The sequence below is a fragment of the Micromonospora taraxaci genome, from assembly GCF_007830095.1.
GTDB lineage: Bacteria > Actinomycetota > Actinomycetes > Mycobacteriales > Micromonosporaceae > Micromonospora > Micromonospora taraxaci.
The window spans coordinates 2,233,421-2,255,398 of the sequence record NZ_VIWZ01000001.1; the positions used below are offsets into that span (position 1 = coordinate 2,233,421).

A 21,978-nucleotide genomic window follows, 5' to 3' on the forward strand; every position below is an offset into this window, starting at 1 on the left:
CGCACTGCCTCCTGTTCGGGCTGCCATCAGCCGCGCGAGCGGGGCAGGCAGCACTTCTTGTACTTGCTACCCGAGCCGCACCAGCAGGCGTCGTTGCGGCCGGGTGGCCAGGCGGTCACGCCGGCCTCGTCGAGGCTGTCGGCGTACTCGTCGAGGGTTTCCTCCTCGGTGGGGTCGCTGCCGGCGCGTTCCGCGAAGGCCGCCAGGCCCGCGACCGTGCCGGCGACCACGCCCAGGTCGGTGCCGCCCAGCCCGGAGGCCTCGACGAACGCTCGTTCGGTCTGGGCGCGGTGCTCGTCCCAGGTGGGCGGGTAGGTCTCGGCGAGCGCCGGCCACCGCACCAGCAGCGCATCGAACTCCGCCTTTGGCCAGAAGAGCAGCGTCGCCGGGCCGTCGTCCAGGGCGTCGAGCGCGTGGTCGCTCGCGGCGCGCAACCGGTCGGCGAGGTTGTCGTACTCGTCGTGCGGCAGGCCCAGTTCCGCACGCAGGTCGTGCCGTCGCTGAGTCAGGCCGAAGATCATGGCTGCGGCCTCGTCCTGGGCGTCCTCGGACTCGTGCTGCTGGGTGCGGGTCCGTTCCAGGATCGCGTCGAGTGCCCCGGTCAGCCACTCCAGCGCCGTCTCGGTGCGGTCGGATTCGACCAGCTCGTCGATTACGTAGGTGGCGTGAGGGCTGGTCTCCAGCAGCGGGCGGAGCGCGGTCAGCTCGGCCATGCCCTCGTCGGCGCGGCCGAGGCGCAGGAGCAGGCCGCCGCGCACCGCCCGGGCGTACGCGTCCTCGTCAGGCTGTTCGGCGATGGCGCGGGTGGCCAGGGCGAGCGCGTCGGCGCGGTCGCCGGCCTGCTCCAGGATGTCCGCGGCGACCAGCAGGGCGTACCCGGTGTCGGCCGGGTCCGCGACCCGGCCCTCGTCGACAGCGCCCACCAGTTCGGCGACGAGCGCGGCCGGGTCGGGGCTCCTGACGCCCAGGACGCCGATCTCGTCGATGCGGTCAGCGGTCAACAGTTCGGGCATGGACACATCCTGGAGACGGCGTACGGGCGGGAGTGGTCAGCCTATCCCCGGGTCGGTCGCACCCGGTGGAGCCGGAGCGGCCGACCACCACCGGGTTCCGTCGGCCGATCAGCGTTCGTCGACGAGCTGGACTTCTTCGGCGGTGGGGTCGATGGCCAGGGCGAACGCCGCTGTGCCGGCGGCGCTGCCCGGTGTCACCTTCCGCGCCGCCGCCAGTTGCTCGGCCGACTCCCACCGCCACACGCCCACCCACTGCCGGTCGTCGACGCGGCCGAGGCGGGCCTCGATCGGGCCGCCGACGGCCGCCCGGGTGGCCGAGACGAGGTCGGCGTGGCGCGTGGGCACCAGCTCGGCGTGAGCGGGGTCGGCGCTGAACCGTGTGATCACGAGCAGAGACATCGCTGTAGTTCCTCTCTAGAGTTGACTTCTAGTGACTTGTTCTAGAGATAATCTCCCGCATGAGCGATGTCAAGGGCTCGGGACTACGCAGCCAGAAGGCGCGACAAACCCGGCAGCGGATCCTGGCGGCCGCGCGGGAGTTGTTCGTCGAGCGCGGCTACGGCGCGACGAATCTTCAGGACGTGGCGGCGGCAGCCCAGGTGGCGGTGCAGACGATCTACTTCGCCTTCGGCAACAAGCGCACGCTGCTCAAGGAGCTGGTCGACGTCACAGTGGCCGGAGACGACGAGCCGGTGGCCACCATGGACCGCGAGTGGTTCCGTGCCGCCATGGCCGCCGGGACGGCCCAGGAGCAGTTGCGGGCGCACGTGGACGGCACCGCTGTGGTGCTGGACCGGGTCGCGCCGATCATCCGGATGCTCGATGCCGCCGTCGCCACGGACGCCGAGGTCGCCGCGATCTGGCCTCGGGGAGTCGACCCTCGGTACGTAGTGCACGAAGCCGCGGCGACGTCGCTGATGAGCAAGCCGGGCGCGCGTACCGACGTGTCCGTCGCGCAGGCGGCCGACGTGCTCTACGCCCTTCTCGGCCCGGAGCTCTATCTGCTTCTGGTACGGGAGCGGGGTTGGTCGCCGCAGCGCTGGGCGGAGTGGAGCTTCGCCACATTGAGCGCCCAGCTCTGCGTCACCTGACGGCGAAGCCCGGGACGGATGACCGTCCCGGGCTTCGACTGGCCGACGAACCTCAGCGGGTCGCGGGCATGGTGGCGAACTCGCCGGCTAGCTCCGACTCGAGGATCGTCGCGGTGGACGGCCCGCGACCGGCCGACGATCGCCGGGCGGACGGGACGGCCAGGGCCGCGAGGGTGGCCGCGACGGCGATCGCGGTGAGGAGGAGAAACCCCATGGTGAAGTCGGTCTCCCGGGGCAGGCCGCTGGCCTGCGGGTGAGCCGTGATCACGCCGCTGACGACGGCCGCGCCGATCGCGCCGCCGATGGTGCGGATGTTGGCGTTCATGCCGGTGGCCACGCCGGTCTGGCTGGCGGGCACGCTGGCGACGATCAGGTTGGCCATCGACGCGAAGGCCAGGCCGATGCCGAGACCGGCCAGGCCACCGGCGACGGCGACCTCCCAGCGGGTGTCGTGGGCGGTGGCCAGCATGGCGGACGCGGCCACGTTGAACGCGGCGCCGGACGCGAGCTGCGCCTTGGCGCTGAAGACGGCCTGGAGGCGGCCGGCGACGATGCCGGCGACGAACATCGCGACGAGCATCGGCAGCATGAGCAGACCGGCCTGGCTGATGCTGGCGCCGAAGCCGTAGCCGGCGATGGTCGGGGTCTGCACGAACTGCGGGAGGAACGCGTACACGGAGAACATCGACGCGCCGTAGAGCAGGGCGACCAGGTTGGTGGTCCACACGCCGGGCAGGCGCATCATCCGCATGTCGATCAGCGGGTTGGCCGAGCGCACCTCGGCGACCAGCCAGCCGGCCAGCAGCACCACGGCGAGCGCGAGCAGGCCGAGAACCCGGATGGAGGTCCAGCCCCAGGCCGCGCCCTGGCTGATCGGCAGCAGCAGCGCGACCAGCCAGCCGGAGAGCAGCACTGTGGCGCGCCAGTCGATGCGTCCGGGGGTACGGACCGGCGACTGGGGGATGAACAGGTGGGCGGCGACGGCGGTCAGGCCCACCACGACCATCGGGATCCAGAACAGCCACCGGTAGTCCAGTGCGGTGACGATCGGGCCGGCCAGCACGATGCCCAGGCCACCGCCCGCCGCGACGATCGCCGAGATGGCGCCGACGGCCGAGGAGACCCGCGCGGCCGGGAACTCGTCCCGGATGATGCCGAACGAGAGGGGGAAGACGGCGCCGCCGATGCCCTGTACGACGCGGGCGACGATGAGGACGCCGATGTTCGGGGCGATGGCGGCCACCAGGCAGCCGAGGGCGAGCGCGGCGAGCGACGCGACGAGCATCCGCTCCTTGCCGACCATGTCGCCGACCCGCCCGAGGATCGGCGTGAAGATCGACGCCGAGAGCAGGTAGGCGGTGAGCACCCAGGTCACGGTGTTCTGGGAGGTGTGCAGGTCCTGCTGGATGGTCGGCAGCACCGGGGTGATCAGCGACTGGAGCATCGCGAAGAACCCGGCGCCGGCCGCGAGCACGGTGAAGGTGAGCCGACGCGAGCTGCGTCGGGAGGTCACTGCCACGAGAGAAGACTCCTGATAACGGTACGGAGGGAGGTGTGTCACCCGTCGTCTCTGGCGGGCGGGCTTGTCGGGTCCGGGCGATCGGGGTGGCCAGGCGGCGGTCGTGCGGATCCCGAGGTAAGCTAACCGGAGGCAGGCCTCCGGCGATTCCGGAGGGGTGCCTCCACTAAGCTAGCGGAGGGATGCCTCCGGATGCAACCAGGTTGAGGTGACGCACGTCATGAGCAGCGCGGGGCAGGCGCCCGAGGTCTTCGCCCAGCGACCCAAGCGGGCCGATGCGCGGCGCAACTACGACTCCCTGGTCGCCGCTGCCCGCGAGGCGTTCGCCGAGAACGGCGCTGCCGCCTCGTTGGAGGACGTGGCCCGGCGAGCCGGGGTGGGCATCGGCACTCTCTACCGCAACTTCCCGAGCCGGCGGCACCTGTTCGAGGCGGTCTACGTCGAGGAGGTCCGGGCGTTGAGCCGCTCCGCCGAGGACCTGGCCGAACTGCCACCGTGGGACGCGCTGGTCGCCTGGCTGCACCGCTTCGTCGCGTACGTCGCCACCAAGCGGGCGCTCGCCGAGCATCTGCTGCACGACTCCGAGATCTTCCAGAGCTGCCGGACGGAGATCTACGCCGCCGGCGAACCGCTGATGCGGCGGGCCCAGGCCGCCCGCGTGGTCCGTGACGACATCGGCTTCGACGACGTGGTGCGGCTGATCAGTGGCCTCACCATGGCCCAGTTCCCGTCACCCGAGCAGCGCGACCGGGTGCTCGGCGTGGCCCTGGACGGGCTGCGCCCGCCGGCCACGTCGAGCTGACCGCCGTCCGGTCAGCTGTCGACCAGCAGTAGCCACTCGTCGTCGAGGCGTTCCGTCACCGTGCCCGCCGGCCAGCGGTGGCCGGCGTCGACCATCGCCCGCGCCTGCTCCACCTGCGGTGGTCGGCTGAACTGCGCGTCACGGAAGCTGGCCATGCTGTGGAACCGGGCCCGACCGAAGTTCGCGGCGTCGGTGAAGCGGGCCCTGTCGAACAGCGCCTCCGCGCCGAACACCGTCCAGCGGAACAGCGCCATGTTCGTGAAGCGGGCGGAGTGGAAGGTGGCCGACCCGCCGAACTCGGTGTGCTCCATCGACAGGGCGCCGTCGAAGACGGCCTCCCGGAACGTCGCGGCGTCTTCGAAGCGGGTCGCGTCGAAGCTGGTCGGCTGGCCGAACGTCGCCCGGCGGAACGAGGTCGGGCCGGCGAAGCCGGCTCGCCGGCAGGACAGGCCACCGGTGAAGGCGGCCCCGTCGAAGCTGGCCTGGCCGACGCCCCGAACCCCGTCCAGCATGACCTCGCCGTCGGCCGTCAAGCCCTCGAAGGTCACGTCACCGAAGGTCGCCGACCCGAGCAGGAGACGCCCCCGCGCCGTCGCGCCCGCGAAGGTCGTCGCGCCGGTGAACACCGCGCCGGTGAAGGTCGCGTCGACGAGCGTGCAGCCGGCGGCGTCGAAGTCGACCAGCCGGGCACCGACCAGGTTCAGCGCGACCTCCGGCCAGTGGGCCGCGTCGTCCGCGCGTAGGTGCCGGGTGAGCACACGCTGCGCGGTGCGCCGGACCTCCGTCTCGCGCGGCTCGTCGTCGGGCGCCGGCATCCGCAGGTACGCGCAGAGCACCGCCGCGATCGTCGTACGCTGCCCCGGATTGTCCTGACCGAGGCGCTCCAGCGCGTGCAGGCCACCGAGACGTACCGCCGCGCTGTCGTTGCCGAGCAGCTCGACCGCCCGGGTGTAGAGCTCGGTCAACCGCCGTTCCGCCGCGTCGTGCTCGGCGGCCGAGGACTGCCGGTCCTGGTGTCGTTGCGCGGCCTCGGCCACCGACTCGGCGTGCGCCTGGACCCGGTCACGGTGCGCCTGGTCGCGGGCGGCGACGCTCTCCTGGTGTCGCTGGGCGCGCTCGGTGATCCACTGACGACGGGCGGCCAGCAGCAGGGCGAGCCCTCCACCGGTGCCGGCGACCACTGTCAGGCCGGTGCGGATCGCGTCGATGCGCAGCGTGGCCCGGGTGTCCGGCTGGGTGGCCCGGCCCGCCTCGGTGAGCAGCAGATCCAGCACCAGCCAGCCCAGGGCGGCGGCGATCAGCAGGCCGACCAGGACCAGCCACCAGGGCATCACCCGTAGCTGGCGCTCGGGGGGTTCGTCCGTGGCCACGGCCACAGCATGCCATCCGCCGCCACAACCCAGGGGTACGCGCCAGCGCGGCCCGTCCGATGTGGAGGCCCGGCGAATTGCCGGTTTGCGCCCTCGGCGGGACAACGGGTTACCGGCGCGTAACAAGTCATTGACGTTGCCGAATTGTTGCGGGGATGATCGTCGCACGGTCGACCGGACACCCCCACCCACCTGCCCGGTTCGCCGGGTGCCTCCCCCCGGAGGTGCAGCCATGCTGCTCCGAAAGACCGCCCTAGTCGTGTCCGTCGCCGTCGCCGCCCTGATCGCCTCCGCCGGCACCGCGACCGCCGCCCCCGCCCCCGCTGCCCCGACCGCCGCCGCGGCCAACCCGGTGATCGTGGTCGGCGGGCTCAGCGGCGTCGCCGTCGCGTACGAGCCGATCGCCGCCCGGCTACGCGCCGACGGCTACCGCGCCTTCATCTACCAACTGCCCGGGCTGGGCCTCGGCGACATCCCCACCTCCGCCCGCGCGTTCGCCACCTACGTCGACCAGGTGCGCGCCAGCACCGGCGCGTCGACTGTGGACGTCGTCGCCCACTCCGAAGGCGGCCTGGTCAGCCGCTACTACCTCAAGCGGCTCGGCGGCACGGCCACCGTCGGTCGCTACGTCAGCCTGGGCACACCGCAGTACGGCACCTACGTCGCCAACATCGTGGCGTTCCTCGGCCTCGGCAGCTGCGCCGGCATCGTGGCCTGTCAACAGATGACCATCGGCTCGGCGTTCCTCGCCGACCTCAACGCCGGCGACGACACCCCGGGGGCGGTGCGCTACACCACCATCCGCACCCTTCAGGACGAGCTGGTCCGGCCGACCGGCAACGCCGTGGTCAACGACGGCGCGACAAACGTGCTGATCCAGTCGTACTGCCCGCTGCGGGTGGTGGGGCACCTCGGTCTGGTGCTCGACGGCACGGCGTACACCATCGTGCGCGGCGCCCTGGTCGACGGCCCGGTGCGACCCAACTGCCTCGCGCTCTGACCCGGCCCGTGGGGGTGGTCCCGACGGGACCACCCCCACTGTCACGAGCCGATGAGTGTCGGTTGCCCGACGTTCCCGGGAAAGGGTGTGGCAGGCATCGGATGTGCTCGATAGCCTGCTGCGGCTGTCCATTGGCGACAGAGGAAGTGACATTCGCGAAGGAGCAGCGCGCATGACCGAGCCGCACACCGTGCCGCCGGAGAACACCCCGCCGACAGTGCCGCAGCTCGACGTCCGGGCCGCCGAGCCGCCGGCCGCCGACCCGCAGTCGACCGGCGGCGGGTTCTCCGACCGCCCTCCGGGTTATCCCAGCGCGCTGGTCTGGCTGCGCGCCGGGATCCTGCGGGACTGGCGCGGCGTGCTGGGCGCCTTCGTCGCCACCTGGTTCTACCTGCCGGTGGCGCTGCTCCTGGCCTTCTGGGGCGGTCTCAGCTTCGGCATCGTCGGCCTCTTCGCCGGCGGCCTCGGCGCTGACGACCAGGTGCCGCAGGTGCTCCGCGACGCGCCGCTGATCGGCTCCCTGCTGGAGTCGTTCCTGAGCCGCTCCGGCGGGGTGCTTGGCGGCGTCGCCGGCTTCGCCGTCGGTTTCCTGGTCGGTTTCCTCAGCGTGCTGGTGCTGCCCTGGCTGGGCGCCGGCGAGGGGCCGTTCGCCGTGGTCACCGGCCTGGTCGGCACCGTCGTCGCGGCGGGGCTGATCGGGGTCCTCTACACGCTCTACCGGGTGGTGCTGGAACCGCGACTGCTCGTCGTCTCCGGCGCCCGCCAGCCCAGCCGCCGCGAGGCCGCGCGGCTGCGACCCGTGCTGGACGACTGCGCGCGACGACTCGGCCTGCCCAGCGTGCCGCGGCTGCTCATGGAGGACGACCCCGTCCTGAGCAACGCCCGCACGTACGCCCGGCACGTCGTGGTCACCACCGCCGTGCTGACCGAGGCGGACGACGAGATCGCCGCGCTGTTTAGCCACGAGCTGGTGCACTGGCGCACCGGAGACGAGATCACCAGCGCCTTCGTCCGTGGTGTCGGCCTGCCGCTCACCCTCGCGCACGCCCTGCCGGCCTGGCTGATGCGGACGTTCCCGCACCCGGGCACCAACTTCGTGGTCTTCCTGCTCTTCTGGCCGGTGCTGCTCACCATGCGGTACGTGGTGCTGCCGCTGCACGCCCGCGATGTCCGGGCGGCGGAGTACCGGGCCGACCTCGGCGCCGTACTCACCGGGCACGTCGAGGCGATGCGGCGCATCCTCGAACGGCGGCTGTCCTTCGAGACTGGCCGCAGCGGTTGGGACGAGGCGGTCTGCGCCACCCACCCGCCGCACGAACTCCGGCTCGACGCGCTGGAACGGGCGTCGTTGACCGGTGCGCCCACCGGCGTGACCGAGCCGGTCACCGTCGAGCGACTGTTCAACCAGTCCGGCCCGGTCGGCACCCGCCGCACCTGGCTGCTGGTCGGTGCGCTCGCCCTGGTCGCCTGCCTCGGCGCCGGTGGGCTCAGCGCGGTGCAGTGGGCGTTCTTCCGCCCCGAGGCGGCGGTCGAGGGCTTCTTCGCCGCGCTCGCCGACCGGGACAGCGAGGCCGCGCTCGGCCACCTGACCGACCAGGGTGCCGGCACCGACACCAAGCTGCTCGACCGACTGCTGCGCGGCGAGGGCTACCAGCCACCGACCGACGTCGAGGTCAGCTCGCTGGAACGCGACGGCGACACGGCGACCGCCACTGTCGCGTACCGGCTGGCCGAGGCACGGCAGACCGCCACCCTCACGCTGGAGCGCGACAAGGAGTCCACCGCCGGCCTGTTTCACGGTTGGCGGTTGACCGGTGGCCCGATCCCGCTCAACTCCTCGATCGCCGACCCCGGGGTGCGGCTCAACGGGGTGGAACTGCCGGTCGCCACCGAGGGGCCGCCGCTGGTGCTGCTGCCCGGCGTCTACACCGCCACCGGCCCGTCCAGCGCGCTCAGCGAGACGCCGAACGCGACGGTGGTGGCCGACCCCGGGCAGAGCGCCGCCACCCTGCAACTGACCCCGGTGCTCAAACCGGCGGCGGCCGAGGCCGTCGAGGCCCAGGTCCGCGCCTGGCTGGACGAGTGCGCCAAACAGACGGTCACCGCGCCACCCGGCTGCCCGTTCAGCTACTACGGCGGGTCCGCGCAGAAGGTCACCTGGAAGATCCTGGAGTACCCGAAGCTCACCCTGGAGTTGACCGGCCCGGCCAGCGCCCAGGTGACCACCCCGCCCGAAACCCGGGGCAGGGTGCAGGTCAGCGGCACCAACACGTACTTCGGTGGCACCTCACCGTTCACCGACGACGACACGTTGTCCGTCACCGGCGTCGCCACCGCCGACGGCGACAACGTCACCTTCCGCCCTGCCGTCAACTGACCGGAGAGAGAGCCCGTGCCCGACAGCAACACCGCCGCCCGGCTGCCCGTACGGCTGACCATCAACCCCCGCCAGCGCCAGCAGCCGTCGGTCGACCTGCTGACCTGGATCCACCGCCACCCGGAGTACCGACCGGTGGTCCGCCAGGCCGGCGGCGGCGGGGGCCGGCCCGGCTTCAGCGACGCAGTGATCATCGCGGTGCTGGCCCAGGGTCTGCTGCCAGGGCTGTTCAACCTGTTGCAGTCCTGGGTCGACCAGCAGCGCACCGAGGCCAGCATCCGGATCCAGGCCGGGGACACGGAGGTGGAACTCCAGGTGAGCGGACGAACCGACTCCGCGCGCCTGCTGGCCCAGGCCACCGAGGCGCTGCGGGCCGCCCGCGAGCCCGGGCCGGACGCCGCCGACTGAGACGACGGCGTCCGGACCGGCAGCTCAGCTGGCCTTGGCGAGCGCCTCGAACTCGTCGTCGGTGAGCCGCACGTCGGCCGCGCTCACGTTCTCCTCCAGGTGCGCCACCGAGGACGTGCCGGGGATCGGCAGCATCACCGGCGAGCGGCGCAGCAGCCAGGCCAGCGCGAGCTGCGCGGGCGACGCGCCGTGCGCCGTGGAGATCGCGTCCAGCGGGCCGCCCGGGCGGGCCAGCTCACCGGTCGCGATCGGGAACCACGGAATGAACGCGAGGTCGTTGCGCTCGCAGTACTCCAGCACGTCCTCGGCGCTGCGGTTGGCGAGGTTGTACAGGTTCTGCACGGACGCGATCGTGGTGATCGCCCGGGACTCCTCGATCTGCGCGACGCTCACCTCGGACAACCCGATGTGCTGGATCTTGCCCTCCTGCTGCAGCAGCGCCAGCTCACCGAGCTGGTCGGCGAGCGGCACCTTCGGGTCGATCCGGTGCAGCTGGTAGAGCGGGATGCTGTCCAGGCCGAGGTGGCGCAGGCTCAGCTCACACTGCTGACGCAGGTACTCCGGGCGGCCCAACGCGCGCCAGTCGCCCGGCCCGGAACGGCTCAGCCCCGCCTTGGTCGCGATGACCAGGTCGTCGGCGTACGGGTGCAGGGCCTCACGGATCAGCAGCTCCGAGACGAACGGCCCGTACGAGTCGGCGGTGTCGATGAACGTCACGCCCAGCTCGACCGCACGACGCAGCACCCGGACCGCCTCGGCCGGGTCCTTCGGATCTCCCCAGACACCTGGGCCGGTGATCTGCATCGCGCCGTAGCCGAGCCGGTTGACAGTGACGTCGCCACCGATGCGGTACGTGCCGGACGCCTTCGCGGGCTGCTCACTGATGTTTGTCGCCATGGGTAGATCATCCCCCGGAAATGGACGGTGACACCGCCGGTCCGCCGACTGTGCGACCCGACACGTCACCTGCCCCGCCGGCGGTTACCCGGAAGCGACAGGTACGAGCAGGGCGCACGTGCGACGCTGGCCGGAGCCGGTGCGTTCCGGCGCGACGGCGGAGGGAGCACCCATGGCGGGAGTGCCGCAGGTCAACTTCGCGCTCGACACGTACGAGTGCATCGTGCTCTATCCCGGCGCGGCCGGGCGGGTCCTGCCCGCCGAGACCGTGCAACGGTTGCAGGCCGAGCACGCCGAGCACATGCAGGCGCTGCAGCGACGCGGCATCATCCTGGTCTCCGGCTCGATCGACGGGACGACCAGCAACCCCGAGCCCCCGATCGGCTTCGGGCTCGCCCGCACCGGCAGTGTCGAGGACGTCCGCAGCGTGGTGGAGGCCAACCCGGCGGTGCAGGCCGGCCTTTACCGGGTGGACGTGCTGACCTTCCTCTGCCCGGCCGGATCCCTGGAGTTCCCGCTGGTCAAGGCCGAGAGCTGACTGGCCGGTCAATCGGCGGCTGTCGTGATGGTGACGGCGCTCGGCGGGCCTCCGGTGCTACGGTCGCGCCCAGCGAGGGCCGCCGCCGGGGCGTACCCGGAGCCATCGATCGGCCCCGGTCGAGGAGTTGCCATGAGCTCCGCCGCCACCCCCGATGTCGCGACGGCCGCCGCCCGGCTGCGGGCCCTGCTCGGCGACCGGCTGCACGAGCCGGGTGACGCCGCCTACGCCACCACCACCCGGCTCTGGAACGGCGCGGTCCAGCGCTCGCCCGCTCTGGTCGCGCAGTGCCTGGACGCCGGCGAGGTGGCCGACGCGGTCCGCATCGCCGCCCGGTGCCACCTGCCCCTGTCGGTCCGCTCCGGCGGGCACGACTGGGCCGGTCGGGCGCTGCGCGACGGCGGGCTGGTGCTCGACCTGACCGAGTTGCGTACCGTCCGGGTCGACCCGGACACGGCCACGGTGACCGTCGGCGGCGGCACCACGGCCGCCGAGCTGCTCGCCGCCGCCCGCCCGTACGACCTGGTGGTGCCCACCGGCGTGGTCGACGCCGTGGGCATGGCCGGGCTGTCCCTCGCCGGCGGGTACGGCCCGCTGTGCGGCCGGTTCGGCCTGACAGTGGACAACCTGCTCGGCGCGGAGGTGGTTCTCGCCGACGGCCGCCGGGTCACCGCCGACCCCCTGCACGACGCCGAGCTGTACTGGGCGCTGCGCGGCGGCGGCGGAAACCTCGGCATCGTGACCGAGCTGCGCTTCCGGGCGCACCGGCTGTCCGGCGTGCTGGCCGGCATGATCATGTTTCCGTTGGCCGAGGCGCCGGACGTGCTGCGCGGCTACGGCGCGCTGGTCGCCGAGGCCCCGGACGAGCTGACCGTGATGACCGGTTTCCTGCCCGGCCCGGCCGGCGAACCGGTGATCTTCGTCTGCCCCTTCTACAGCGGCCCGGACTCCGACGCCGGGCTGCCGTGGATGGACCGACTGCGCGCCCTGGGCACCCCGCTCGTCGACCAGATCGCTCCGATGCCGTACGCGGACGCGTTGCGGATGTTCGACGGCGGAATGGTCGACGGCAACCACTACCTGCTGCGTACCCGCTGGCTTCCCACGCTCACCGACAGTGCCGTGGACGTGCTCGTCGACGCCGCCCGGCAGGTCAGCTCACCGTTCTCCGCGCTGGCCGTGCACCACTTCCACGGAGCGGCCACCCGGGTCCGGCTCGCCGACACGGCGTTCGGGCTGCGCACCGACCACCTGCTCACCGAGATCATCGCGGTCTGGGCGCCCGGCGAGCGGGCCGAGCCGCACCGGGAGTGGGCCGAGCGCACCTCGGCGCAGCTCGCCCCGCACGCCCTGCCCGGTGGTTACCCCAACCTGCTCGCACCGGAGGAGACCGATCGGGTGCGGCTCGCCTACGGCGCGAACTGGCCGCGGCTACGCCGGGCCAAGCACCGCTACGACCCGCGTGAGCTGCTCACCGCGGTGCCCACCCTGCCGCCGTCGGCGCACTGATGGCAGGCGGCCGCCGGGAGCACCCCGACAGCGCACGCCACCGGAGGCGTACGATTCCCGGCGCGCGGTCGCTGTTGCCCGTCGCCACAACGTTCCCGGTGTGGTTCCGCCCGCCGGCCCGACGCGCGCCGCGCGTCGTTGGACACAAGTTCCCCTGCCTGCAATGGGTCGGTCCCGAGTCCGACCTGAAGGAGAGACTAGCCTGATGGGCGTGACACGCCGCGCGAAGATCGTCTGCACTCTTGGTCCCGCCACCTCGTCCCCGGAGCGCATCCGGGGTCTCGTCGAGGCCGGCATGAACGTGGCGAGGCTCAACTTCAGCCACGGCAGCCACGCCGACCACGAGGCGGTCTATCGACTGGTCCGGGAGGCGTCCGAGGCGGCAGGTAAGCCGGTGGCCGTCCTCGCCGACCTCCAGGGTCCCAAGATCCGGCTCGGCAAGTTCGCCGACGGCCCGCACGAGTGGCGCACCGGCGACTCGGTCGTGATCACCGGCGACGACATCCTCGGCACCAAGGAGCGGGTCTCCTGCACCTACACCAGGCTGCCGCACGAGGTGAAGCCCGGCGACCGGCTGCTGATCGACGACGGTCGGGTCGCCGTCGAGGTCAGCGACGTCACCGGCAACGACATCCGCTGCCTGGTCACCGAGGGCGGCCCGGTCTCCAACAACAAGGGCGTCTCGCTGCCCAACGTGGCGGTCAGCGTCCCCGCGATGTCGGACAAGGACGCCGAGGACCTGCGTTTCTCCCTCGGGCTCGGCGTCGACCTGGTCGCGCTCTCCTTCGTCCGCTCCGCGGAGGACATCAAGCTCGTGCACGGCATCATGGCCGAGGAGGGCGTGTTCCGCCCGGTGCTCGCCAAGGTCGAGAAGCCGGAGGCGGTGGAGCACCTCGAGGCCATCGTGCTGGCCTTCGACGGCGTCATGGTCGCCCGCGGTGACCTCGGTGTCGAGATGCCACTGGACCAGGTCCCCCTGGTCCAGAAGCGCGCCGTGCAGCTGTGCCGGGAAAATGCCAAGCCGGTCATCGTGGCCACCCAGATGCTCGACTCCATGATCGAGAACTCCCGCCCCACCCGCGCGGAGGCCTCCGACGTCGCCAACGCGGTGCTCGACGGCGCGGACGCGGTGATGCTCTCCGGCGAGACCAGCGTCGGCAAGTACCCGGTGCTGACCGTCAGCACCATGGCCAAGATCGTGACGACCACCGAGTCCGGCTCGATCGGCGTTCCCCGCCTACAGCACGACCCGCGTACCCACGGTGGCGCGCTCACCGTCGCCGCCTCGTCGATCGCCCGGGCCATCAACGCCAAGGCGCTCGTCGCCTTCTCGCAGACCGGCGACACCGTCCGACGGCTGTCCCGCCTGCACTGCGACCTGCCGCTGCTGGCCTTCACGCCGGTCCCCGAGGTGCGCGACCAGCTCGCCCTCACCTGGGGCGTGGAGACCTTCCTGATGCCGTTCGTGCAGCACACCGACGACATGTTCCGTCAGGTCGACCAGGCGCTGCTCGGCCTCAACCGGGCCAACCCCGGTGACTACGTGGTGATCGTGGCGGGCAGCCCGCCCGGCACTCCCGGCTCGACCAACACGCTGCGCGTACACCAGCTCGGTTCGCTGGTCGACGCGGCGTCGGCGCGGGCCCTGCAGTGAGCGACGGTCGGGTCGCGGTCGGCCAGGCCGCCGTGGACCAGCTCCTGGAAGTGCTGGACCTCGACCCGACCGGCGAGATGACCTTCCGGGGGATGAGCCCCCCGGTCGGTCCACAACGGGTGTACGGCGGCCAGGTTGCCGGTCAGGCCCTGGTCGCCGCCGGCCGCACCGTCGACCCGGAGCGGTTCGTGCACTCCCTGCACGGCTACTTCGTCCGCCCCGGCGACCCGGTCGAACCGATCGAGTACCAGGTGGAGAACATCCGCGACGGACGGTCGTTCTCGGTACGCCGCTCGGTCGCCCTCCAACACGGCAAGCCGATCTTCTTCATGTCGGCGTCCTTTCAGCGGGCCGAGGAGGGGCTGGACCACCAGGTCACCGCTCCGCTGGACGTACCCCTGCCGCAGGACGTGCCGACGATGTCGGACCGGCTCGCCCGCTACCCGGAGCGGCTCGGCATCTGGGGTCAGATCCCGCGGCCGATCGACGTGCGTTACGTGGGGGAGCCCGGCTGGGTGCGCCCCGGCGACCGGCCCGCCGACCCGCACCAACGGGTCTGGATGCGCATCGACGGCAAACTGCCCGACGATCCGCTGCTGCACGCCTGCGCGCTCACCTACGCCTCGGACCTCACCCTGCTCGACTCGGTGCTCTCCGCGCACGGCGAGGTGTGGGGGCCCGGCGGGTTGGTCGGCGCGAGCCTGGACCACGCCCTGTGGTTCCACCGGTCGTTCCGTGCCGACGAATGGTTCCTCTACGACTGCTTGAGTCCGTCGGCGTCCGGGGCCCGCGGGCTGGCCACCGGTCGGATGTTCACCACCGACGGCCAGCAGATCGCCAGCGCCGTCCAGGAGGGTCTGCTCCGCCGCGTCGGCGCCTGACGCTGTCGCCCATCCCCGCCAGGCCTCTGGCGGGGATGACGAGGGTCAGCCCTGGTAGATCGCCTCGCCGGCGATCTCGATCTGCACCGTCTTACCGACCAGCACCCCGCCGCTCTCCAGGACGACGTTCCAGAGCAGGCCGTAGTCCTCGCGGTTGATCTCGGCCGTCGCGCTGAACCCGAAAATGTTCTGCCCGTACGGATCCTGACGTGCGCCGCCGAAATTCACCTCCAGGTCGACAGCCCGGGTGATGCCCTTCACCGTCAACTCACCGGTGAGGACGAATCGTCCGGGCATGCCCTCGGACTGCGGCGGAATAATGTGACTCCGGCCTCGTCCGCCCAGCCGATGGTTGCGCAGACGGGCCCACTGGAATATGGGGTTGTCGTTGCCCTGCCATTTAATGCCGGTGCTTCGATATTCGAGGGTCGGAAAGCGCTCCACGTCCAGGAAGTCGGCGCTCTTGAGATGGGTGTCCCGGTCGACGCTCCCGGTGGTGATGCTGGCCGTCGTGATGGTCGCCGTCACCGAGGAGAGCAGCGGGTCCTCCGCCACGAAGACCTGCGCGGTGGCCTCGGCGAACTCACCGCGTACCGGGCTCACCATCATGTGCCGGGACAGGAAACCGATCCGCTTGTGCGCCTGATCGAGGAGATAGGTGCCGGCCACCGGGATGGTCATGCCATCCCAGGTACGTGTCGCGGTATCGGTCATCGTGGTGCCTTCCCCCCGAGTGTGCCCGGGCGTTTATCAATATGTGCCGGCGGTTGGGTAAACGGCCAGACAGTCGTACTCCCGCCCAGCATAGGGACGCTCCGGAACGGCTTTTCGGCAGCCACCTTGTCGTGGATCATGACGCACTTCACCGGTCCTCCCCGAGGGGCGTGAATTCACGGGTATTCGTCGATGCGCGTCCGATCGGCCGAGGGTCGCCCGCCCGCCCGGACGACCAGCGGCTAACCTTGCCGACATGCGCCTCTCCGCCCGGGTCGACTACGCCCTCCGCGCGGCCGCCGAGCTCGCCGCGACGGCCAGTGGTCCGGGACGCGGCCGGCCGGTCACGGCCGACCAGATCGCCCGAGCCCAGGAGATCCCGCCGAAGTTCCTGGAGAGCATCCTGCTCCAGCTGCGCCGCGGCGGCATCGTGCACGCCCAGCGTGGCCCGGAAGGCGGCTACTGGCTGGCCCGCCCCGCCGAGGAGATCTCCCTCGCCGAGGTCATCCGGGTGATCGACGGGCCCCTCGCGCACGTACGCGGGCAGCGCCCCGAACAACTCGGCTACCACGGCCCCGCCCGGGCGCTCCAGGAAGTCTGGATCGCGTTGCGAGCGAGCGAGCGCGAAATCCTCGAACTGGTCAGCGTCGCCGACGTCGCAGCAGGCACCCTGCCCGCGCGGGTCACCGAGCTGGTCGCCGACCCGCGCGCCTGGACCTGAGCGCTCTCCAGCCACACGCCGTGCGTCCGCGGTAGCGCGTCGTGGTGGCTGCGCCGCGTCATGGCCCGCGGTGTCGTGTCGCGCTCCGCTGTGGTCGCGTCCGGCACCGGCGGTCGGGAGATCTTGGACAGTTTCCGTTCGGCGCGAACGGAAACTGTCCAAGATCGCAAATTGGTGAAGCGGGAAACGCCGTGCCTGCGGGTGCGTCGCGCTGCGGTCCTGTCTGGGTGCCCTGCGTGGTTGGCCCGTCGGCGCGCGCCACGCGGTGGCGTCCCATCCACCGATAGGGGCTTGACCCTGACTGCCCCGTGCCGCATTGTCGACCAAGTCGATAGGAGATACCGAAAAGTCAGGGGGCGCTCGTGCGCAAGCTACTGGTCCTCGCTCTGGTCGGGCTCGTCGCGCAGTTGATCGATGGTTCGCTCGGCATGGCGTACGGGTTGACCTCGTCCACGCTGCTGCTGGTCGCCGGAGTCGCCCCGGCCGCCGCCTCGGCGTCGGTGCACCTGGCCGAGATCGGCACCACGCTCGCCGCAGGGGTCGCGCACTGGCGGTTCGGCAACGTCGACTGGCGAGTGGTGACCCGCATCGCCCTGCCCGGCGCGATCGGTGCCTTCGCCGGCGCCACAGTGCTCAGCTCGATCTCCACCGAAGCCGCCGCGCCGTGGATGGCCGGCATCCTCTTCACGCTCGGTGCGTACCTGCTGATCCGCTTCGCCCGCCCGTTGCGCACCGATCGGGTCGGCGGGCGGCTCCGCGGTCGCTTCCTCGGCCCCCTGGGCCTGGTCGCGGGCTTCGTCGACGCGACCGGCGGCGGCGGGTGGGGCCCGGTGGCCACCCCGGCGCTGCTGGTCTCCGGCCGGATGGAACCCCGCAAGGTGATCGGCTCGGTGGACACCGCCGAGTTCGTCGTGGCCGGCGCGGCCAGCGTCGGCTTCCTGATCGGGCTGGGCACCGAAGGGTTCCTGCTCCCCACCGTCGCCGCGCTGCTGGTCGGCGGGCTCATCGCCGCCCCGCTGGCCGCCTGGCTGGTACGGATCGTGCCCGCCCAACTGCTCGGCGCGGCGGTCGGTGGTGTGATCGTGCTGACCAACGCCCGCACCCTGATCCGCTCCGCCGAACTGGACGGCCCGGTCCGCCCCACCGTGTACGCCCTCCTGGCCGTCGGCTGGCTTGCCGCCCTGGTGCTGGCCGTGCGAGCCCTGCGCCGCACCCGGCGGGCACGCGCCGAGGCCGCCCAGGCTGCGAACTCTTCCACCGCGCCCGCTCCGGCCCCCCTTGTCGGCGCTGTCGCCGCCGTCGCGGTCCCGGCCGAGCTGACCCCGACGGGTACGCCCAACCCACGCTGAACCCCGTCCCCAACCGCTCGACGGCCGTCCGCGCCAGGCGCCCCTCGCCAAGATCCGACGCGCGTGGGGCGCGTCAGGGGGTGAGGAGGTCCTTGGCAGTGGCGGCGAGCAGGGTCCAGGCGTCGTCGATGTGCGTTTCGGTGGTCTGCGGGGAGCCGATGGCCATCCGCAGCGTGTAGCGGCCGGCGACCCGGGTGTGCGTCAGGTGTACGCGTCCGGTGGCGTTCACCGAGGCGAGCAGTGCGGCGTTGACGTCGTCGTCGGCACGCAGCCGGAAGCAGACCAGCGCGAACGGGTGCGCCGCCGCCACCTCGAACCGGTCGTCGGCGCGAACCTGCTCGGCGAACCGTTCGGCGAGCCGTACGCCGGAGCGGATGTGTGCCTGCAACCCTTCGGCACCGTACCAGCGCAGCACGAACCACAGTTTCAGGGCCCGGAAGCGTCGACCCAGTGGCACCTGCCAGTCGCGGTAGTCGATCACCGCGCCGGAGTCGGAGGCCGCGTTGCGCAGGAACTCCGGCAGCACTGTCAGCGCCTCGATCAGCTCGGCGCGGTCGGCCACCCAGAACGCGTCGCAGTCGAAGCCGGTGAGCAGCCACTTGTGCGGGTCGAAGCAGTACGAATCGGCGTACTCCAGGCCGGCGTGTGACCACCGTAGTTCGGGGCAGACGGCGGCGGCGCCCGCGTACGCGGCGTCGACGTGCAGCCAGATGCCGTACTCCGCGCAGATGGCCCCGATCTCCGGTATCGGGTCGACGGCGGTGGTGGAGGTGGTGCCGATGGTGGCCACCACGATGGCCGGTACGTCACCGGCGGCCAGGTCGGCGTCGATGGCGGCGCGGAGCACGGCGGGCAGCAGCGCCTGGGTGTCCGGGTCGACGTCGATGGCGCGGACCCCGTCGCTGCCCAGCCCGGCGATCCGGGCGGCCTTCTCGATGGAGGAGTGCCCGTGGGTGGAGGTGTAGGCGCGGTAGCGCCGGTCGATGCCGGTGTCGCGCCAGCGGCCCCCGCTGGCCCGGTGCAGTGCCGCGAGGGTGGCCACCAGGGTCGCCGAGGAGGCGGAGTCCTGGATGACGCCGCCGCCGGTGCCGGTCGAACGGAACCGCTGTGGCAGGTCCAGTAGGTGCGCCAGCCAGTCCATCACCACCGTTTCCAACTCGGTGCTGGCGGGGCTGGTGGCCCAGAGCATGCCCTGCACACCGAGCCCGGAGCTGACCAGGTCGCCGAGCACGCTGGGGCCGGAGGTATTGGCCGGGAAGTAGCCGAAGAAGCTGGGGTGTTGCCAGTGGGTCAGCCCCGGTACGACGATCGCGTCCAGGTCGGCGAGGACCGCCTCGACCGGTTCGCCGCCGGTGGTGGGTGGTGTGGTGGGCAGGGCGGCGGCGACAGTGCCGGGCGGGTCGGACGGGGCGACCGGCAGTTGCCCGACTGTCGCCCAGTAGTCGGCGATCCAGTCGACGACGGCGTGGCCGGCGCGGCGGAATTCGTCGGGGTCCATGTGCGGAGCGGTCACCTCAACGAGTTGATCAGGCATCGATCGCCGACGCAAGACCCGGCATGGAAGCGACGGGCATCGATATTGCGGAGCGGAAAGCGCTTGCCCTACGATGCGGCTTGAGCCGGATCCGTGAGTTCCAGGGCGTTCACCCCCGATCAGACCGCCGTCCGCCGCCGCCGCGGCCGGGCCGATCCACTGTGCTTCCCGGGCAGGGCCAGTGGGCCACAGCGGTCATCACCGGATCCCCGGAGGCACTCCATGCACCAGTCCAGACATCGGCTGATCCTGCTCGCCGGCACCACGGCCGCCGCCGTCGTGGCCGGCACCCTCGCCACGGTCACCGCCTCGGCCGCCGCCGTCGGCTGCCGCGTCGACTACCAGATCACGAACCAGTGGCAGGGCGGCTTCGGTGCCAACGTCGCCGTCACCAACCTCGGCGACCCGGTGAACGGGTGGGCCCTCACCTGGTCGTACGCGGCTGGCCAACAGGTCACCCAGGCGTGGAACGCCGTCGTCACCCAGTCCGGTGCCCAGGTCACCGCCCGCAACGTCGACCACAACGCGAGCCTCGCCACGAACGGCTCCGCCTCGTTCGGGTTCAACGGTTCGTGGACCGGCAGCAACCCGGTGCCGGGCAGCTTCACGCTCAACGGCACCGTCTGCACCGGCGCCCCGCCCACCGGCGAGCCCACCACCCCGCCGCCGACCACACCACCGCCCACCACGCCGCCGCCGACCAGCGGGGGGCTGCAGATGGAGAACCTGGACCGAGGGCTGATCAGCGTCCGCTCCGGCAGCGGCAACCTGGTCTCCTGGCGGCTGCTCGGCACCGAGAACTCCGCTGTGTCGTTCAACCTGTACCGCGGCTCCACCAGGGTCAACGCCAGCCCGATCACCGGTGCCACCAACTACCTCGACAGCGGAGCGGCGGCCGGCTCGGCGTACACCGTGCGGGCCGTTGTCGACGGCGTCGAGCAGGCGGCGTCGGCACCGGCGTTGCAGTTCGGCGCGGGTTACCTGGACGTGCCGTTGCAGGTCCCGGCCGGCGGCAGCACGCCCAGCGGCGAGAGTTACACCTACAGCGCCAACGACGCCTCGGTCGGTGACCTCAACGGCGACGGCACCTACGAGATCGTGCTGAAGTGGGATCCGTCGAACGCCAAGGACAACTCCCAGTCCGGCTACACCGGCAACGTCTACGTCGACGCGTACACCCTCACCGGCACCCGGCTGTGGCGGGTCGATCTGGGCCGCAACATCCGGGCCGGCGCCCACTACACCCAGTTCCAGGTGTACGACTACGACGGTGACGGCCGCGCGGAGGTGGCCATGAAGACCGCCGACGGCACCCGTTCCGGCACCGGTCAGGTCATCGGGTCCTCGTCGGCGGACTACCGCAACTCCAGCGGTTACGTGCTCAGCGGCCCGGAGTACCTGACCATGTTCAACGGCCAGACCGGCGCGATCCTCTCCACCGTCACCTACGACCCGCCACGCGGCACGGTGTCGTCCTGGGGTGACTCGTACGGCAACCGGGTGGACCGTTTCCTCGCCGGCACCGCGTACCTGGACGGGCAGCGCCCCTCGCTGATCATGGCCCGGGGTTACTACACCCGCGCGGTGATCGCGGCCTGGGACTTCCGCAACGGCACGCTGACCAAGCGCTGGACGTTCGACTCGAACTCCTCCGGTAACGGTGCCGCCGCCGGACAGGGCAACCACCAGCTCTCCGTGGCCGACGTCGACGGTGACGGCCGTCAGGAGATCGTGTACGGCGCGGCCACCGTCGACGACAACGGTCGGCTGCTGCACTCCACCGGCAACGGGCACGGCGACGCCCTGCACGTCGGGGACCTCGACCCGAGCCGCTCCGGCCTGGAGGTGTTCAAGGTCGACGAGGACGGCAGCAAGCCCAGCTCCTACTTCGCGGACGCCCGTACCGGTCAGGTGCTCTGGTCCACGCCGGCCTCGGGCGACAACGGCCGGGGTGTCTCGGCGGACATCTGGGCGGGCAGCCCCGGCGCGGAGTCGTGGTCGTCGGCGGCCTCCGGGCTGGCCAACACCAGGGGGCAGAACGTCGGCCGTAAGCCGTCGTCGGCGAACTTCCTCGCCTGGTGGGACGGCGACCCGGTGCGGGAACTGCTCGACAGCACGAAGATCGACAAGTACGGCACCGGCGGCGAGACCCGGCTGCTCGACGGCAGCGGGGTGGCGTCCAACAACGGCACCAAGTCCACGCCGGCGCTCTCCGGCGACATCCTCGGTGACTGGCGCGAGGAGGTGATCTGGCGGACCACCGACAGCCGGGCGTTGCGCATCTACAGCACACCCACCCCGACCAGCGTCCGGCTCTACACCCTGATGCACGACCCGCAGTATCGGGTGGCCATCGCCTGGCAGAACACGGCGTACAACCAACCGCCGCACCCGGGGTTCTTCATCGGCAACGGGATGGGCAGCACCCCGCCCACGCCGAACATCCACCTACGCTGATCTGACCCCTGGTGGTCCCGGACGGGGTCGCCTAGGGTGGCAGGCACCGGGCCGCAGCCGCGGAATCCGCTCAGCTCCGGCCCGGTGCGCCACACCGCGGCATTCTCGACCCGTCCCGACCGAGAGTGCCGTACCACCACCGGA

General features: G+C 71.7%; 19 protein-coding genes. 12 read left to right on the forward strand and 7 right to left on the reverse strand.

Annotated features, from left to right (window positions below; genetic code table 11):
- Positions 1–26: 26 nt before the first annotated feature.
- Both FHU34_RS10580 and FHU34_RS10585 read right to left on the reverse strand, forming a co-directional pair.
- On the reverse strand, positions 27–1,013 hold the full coding sequence (locus FHU34_RS10580) for an SEC-C domain-containing protein (RefSeq protein WP_145779789.1): 987 nt from the start codon (positions 1,011–1,013) through the stop codon (positions 27–29).
- A 108-nt stretch (positions 1,014–1,121) separates the two neighbouring features.
- On the reverse strand, positions 1,122–1,412 hold the full coding sequence (locus tag FHU34_RS10585) for an antibiotic biosynthesis monooxygenase (protein ID WP_145779790.1): 291 nt from the start codon (positions 1,410–1,412) through the stop codon (positions 1,122–1,124).
- A 59-nt stretch (positions 1,413–1,471) separates the two neighbouring features.
- On the opposite strand from FHU34_RS10585, the gene FHU34_RS10590 reads away from it, so the two are divergent.
- A complete protein-coding gene (locus FHU34_RS10590) occupies positions 1,472–2,104 on the forward strand; it encodes a TetR/AcrR family transcriptional regulator (protein ID WP_145779791.1) in 633 nt (210 codons plus the stop codon).
- 52 nt (positions 2,105–2,156) lie between these two features.
- Here the strand turns inward: FHU34_RS10590 and FHU34_RS10595 are convergent, their stop codons facing one another.
- Positions 2,157–3,623, reverse strand: coding sequence for an MFS transporter (locus FHU34_RS10595; RefSeq protein WP_145779792.1), 1,467 nt, complete (start codon positions 3,621–3,623; stop codon positions 2,157–2,159).
- A gap of 220 nt (positions 3,624–3,843) precedes the next feature.
- Here FHU34_RS10595 and FHU34_RS10600 point away from each other — a divergent pair, with 220 nt between their 5' ends.
- A complete protein-coding gene (locus tag FHU34_RS10600; protein ID WP_208744959.1) occupies positions 3,844–4,425 on the forward strand; it encodes a TetR/AcrR family transcriptional regulator in 582 nt (193 codons plus the stop codon).
- Between the two features lie 11 nt (positions 4,426–4,436).
- Here the strand turns inward: FHU34_RS10600 and FHU34_RS10605 are convergent, their stop codons facing one another.
- Entirely contained in the window at positions 4,437–5,795 is a 1,359-nt protein-coding gene (locus tag FHU34_RS10605) for a pentapeptide repeat-containing protein (RefSeq protein WP_145779794.1), read from the reverse strand.
- Between the two features lie 232 nt (positions 5,796–6,027).
- On the opposite strand from FHU34_RS10605, the gene FHU34_RS10610 reads away from it, so the two are divergent.
- The 3 genes from FHU34_RS10610 to FHU34_RS10620 all read left to right on the forward strand — a co-directional run bounded on the left by FHU34_RS10610 (position 6,028) and on the right by FHU34_RS10620 (position 9,580).
- The gene (locus tag FHU34_RS10610; RefSeq protein WP_145779795.1) at positions 6,028–6,795 is read left to right on the forward strand and encodes an esterase/lipase family protein; all 768 of its coding nucleotides are present in this window, start codon (positions 6,028–6,030) and stop codon (positions 6,793–6,795) included.
- A gap of 172 nt (positions 6,796–6,967) precedes the next feature.
- The gene (locus tag FHU34_RS10615) at positions 6,968–9,172 is read left to right on the forward strand and encodes a M48 family metalloprotease (protein ID WP_145779796.1); all 2,205 of its coding nucleotides are present in this window, start codon (positions 6,968–6,970) and stop codon (positions 9,170–9,172) included.
- A 15-nt stretch (positions 9,173–9,187) separates the two neighbouring features.
- Positions 9,188–9,580 carry an effector-associated constant component EACC1 gene (locus FHU34_RS10620; RefSeq protein WP_145779797.1) on the forward strand — a complete coding sequence of 131 codons (393 nt, stop codon included), beginning with the start codon at positions 9,188–9,190 and terminating at the stop codon, positions 9,578–9,580.
- 24 nt (positions 9,581–9,604) lie between these two features.
- On the opposite strand, the gene FHU34_RS10625 is transcribed toward FHU34_RS10620, so the two are convergent.
- Entirely contained in the window at positions 9,605–10,477 is an 873-nt protein-coding gene (locus FHU34_RS10625; protein WP_145779798.1) for an aldo/keto reductase, read from the reverse strand.
- Between the two features lie 172 nt (positions 10,478–10,649).
- Between FHU34_RS10625 and FHU34_RS10630 the strand changes: the two genes are divergently transcribed.
- The 4 genes from FHU34_RS10630 (at position 10,650) to FHU34_RS10645 (ending at position 15,059) form a co-directional block, all read left to right on the forward strand.
- A complete protein-coding gene (locus tag FHU34_RS10630; protein WP_145779799.1) occupies positions 10,650–11,015 on the forward strand; it encodes a YciI family protein in 366 nt (121 codons plus the stop codon).
- Between the two features lie 132 nt (positions 11,016–11,147).
- A complete protein-coding gene (locus FHU34_RS10635) occupies positions 11,148–12,524 on the forward strand; it encodes an FAD-binding oxidoreductase (RefSeq protein ID WP_167524794.1) in 1,377 nt (458 codons plus the stop codon).
- Between the two features lie 205 nt (positions 12,525–12,729).
- Entirely contained in the window at positions 12,730–14,178 is a 1,449-nt protein-coding gene (pyk, locus tag FHU34_RS10640) for a pyruvate kinase (protein WP_145779801.1), read from the forward strand.
- Entirely contained in the window at positions 14,175–15,059 is an 885-nt protein-coding gene (locus FHU34_RS10645; RefSeq protein ID WP_145779802.1) for an acyl-CoA thioesterase, read from the forward strand. Before pyk ends, FHU34_RS10645 begins: the two co-directional genes overlap by 4 nt.
- Positions 15,060–15,104: 45 nt before the next feature.
- Here the strand turns inward: FHU34_RS10645 and FHU34_RS10650 are convergent, their stop codons facing one another.
- Positions 15,105–15,773, reverse strand: a complete 669-nt coding sequence (locus FHU34_RS10650) for a YceI family protein (protein ID WP_145779803.1) — start codon at positions 15,771–15,773, stop codon at positions 15,105–15,107.
- 256 nt (positions 15,774–16,029) lie between these two features.
- Here FHU34_RS10650 and FHU34_RS10655 point away from each other — a divergent pair, with 256 nt between their 5' ends.
- The gene (locus tag FHU34_RS10655; protein WP_088988497.1) at positions 16,030–16,494 is read left to right on the forward strand and encodes an RrF2 family transcriptional regulator; all 465 of its coding nucleotides are present in this window, start codon (positions 16,030–16,032) and stop codon (positions 16,492–16,494) included.
- Between the two features lie 362 nt (positions 16,495–16,856).
- Entirely contained in the window at positions 16,857–17,843 is a 987-nt protein-coding gene (locus FHU34_RS10660) for a sulfite exporter TauE/SafE family protein (RefSeq protein WP_244311607.1), read from the forward strand.
- A 73-nt stretch (positions 17,844–17,916) separates the two neighbouring features.
- Here the strand turns inward: FHU34_RS10660 and FHU34_RS10665 are convergent, their stop codons facing one another.
- Entirely contained in the window at positions 17,917–19,356 is a 1,440-nt protein-coding gene (locus FHU34_RS10665; RefSeq protein WP_244311608.1) for a pyridoxal-dependent decarboxylase, read from the reverse strand.
- A 243-nt stretch (positions 19,357–19,599) separates the two neighbouring features.
- On the opposite strand from FHU34_RS10665, the gene FHU34_RS10670 reads away from it, so the two are divergent.
- A complete protein-coding gene (locus FHU34_RS10670) occupies positions 19,600–21,834 on the forward strand; it encodes a rhamnogalacturonan lyase family protein (RefSeq protein WP_145779804.1) in 2,235 nt (744 codons plus the stop codon).
- The last annotated feature ends 144 nt before the right edge of the window (positions 21,835–21,978 follow it).

Bases quoted from the DNA above. Each gene is read 5' to 3' on its own strand.
- FHU34_RS10580 (WP_145779789.1), bottom strand. From the start codon at position 1,013: ATGCCCGAACTGTTGACCGCTGACCGCATCGACGAGATCGGCGTCCTG.
- FHU34_RS10585 (WP_145779790.1), bottom strand. From the start codon at position 1,412: ATGTCTCTGCTCGTGATCACACGGTTCAGCGCCGACCCCGCTCACGCC.
- FHU34_RS10590 (WP_145779791.1), top strand. From the start codon at position 1,472: ATGAGCGATGTCAAGGGCTCGGGACTACGCAGCCAGAAGGCGCGACAA.
- FHU34_RS10600 (WP_208744959.1), top strand. From the start codon at position 3,844: ATGAGCAGCGCGGGGCAGGCGCCCGAGGTCTTCGCCCAGCGACCCAAG.
- FHU34_RS10610 (WP_145779795.1), top strand. From the start codon at position 6,028: ATGCTGCTCCGAAAGACCGCCCTAGTCGTGTCCGTCGCCGTCGCCGCC.
- FHU34_RS10615 (WP_145779796.1), top strand. From the start codon at position 6,968: ATGACCGAGCCGCACACCGTGCCGCCGGAGAACACCCCGCCGACAGTG.
- FHU34_RS10625 (WP_145779798.1), bottom strand. From the start codon at position 10,477: ATGGCGACAAACATCAGTGAGCAGCCCGCGAAGGCGTCCGGCACGTAC.
- FHU34_RS10630 (WP_145779799.1), top strand. From the start codon at position 10,650: ATGGCGGGAGTGCCGCAGGTCAACTTCGCGCTCGACACGTACGAGTGC.
- FHU34_RS10635 (WP_167524794.1), top strand. From the start codon at position 11,148: ATGAGCTCCGCCGCCACCCCCGATGTCGCGACGGCCGCCGCCCGGCTG.
- pyk (WP_145779801.1), top strand. From the start codon at position 12,730: ATGGGCGTGACACGCCGCGCGAAGATCGTCTGCACTCTTGGTCCCGCC.
- FHU34_RS10650 (WP_145779803.1), bottom strand. From the start codon at position 15,773: ATGACCGATACCGCGACACGTACCTGGGATGGCATGACCATCCCGGTG.
- FHU34_RS10655 (WP_088988497.1), top strand. From the start codon at position 16,030: ATGCGCCTCTCCGCCCGGGTCGACTACGCCCTCCGCGCGGCCGCCGAG.
- FHU34_RS10670 (WP_145779804.1), top strand. From the start codon at position 19,600: ATGCACCAGTCCAGACATCGGCTGATCCTGCTCGCCGGCACCACGGCC.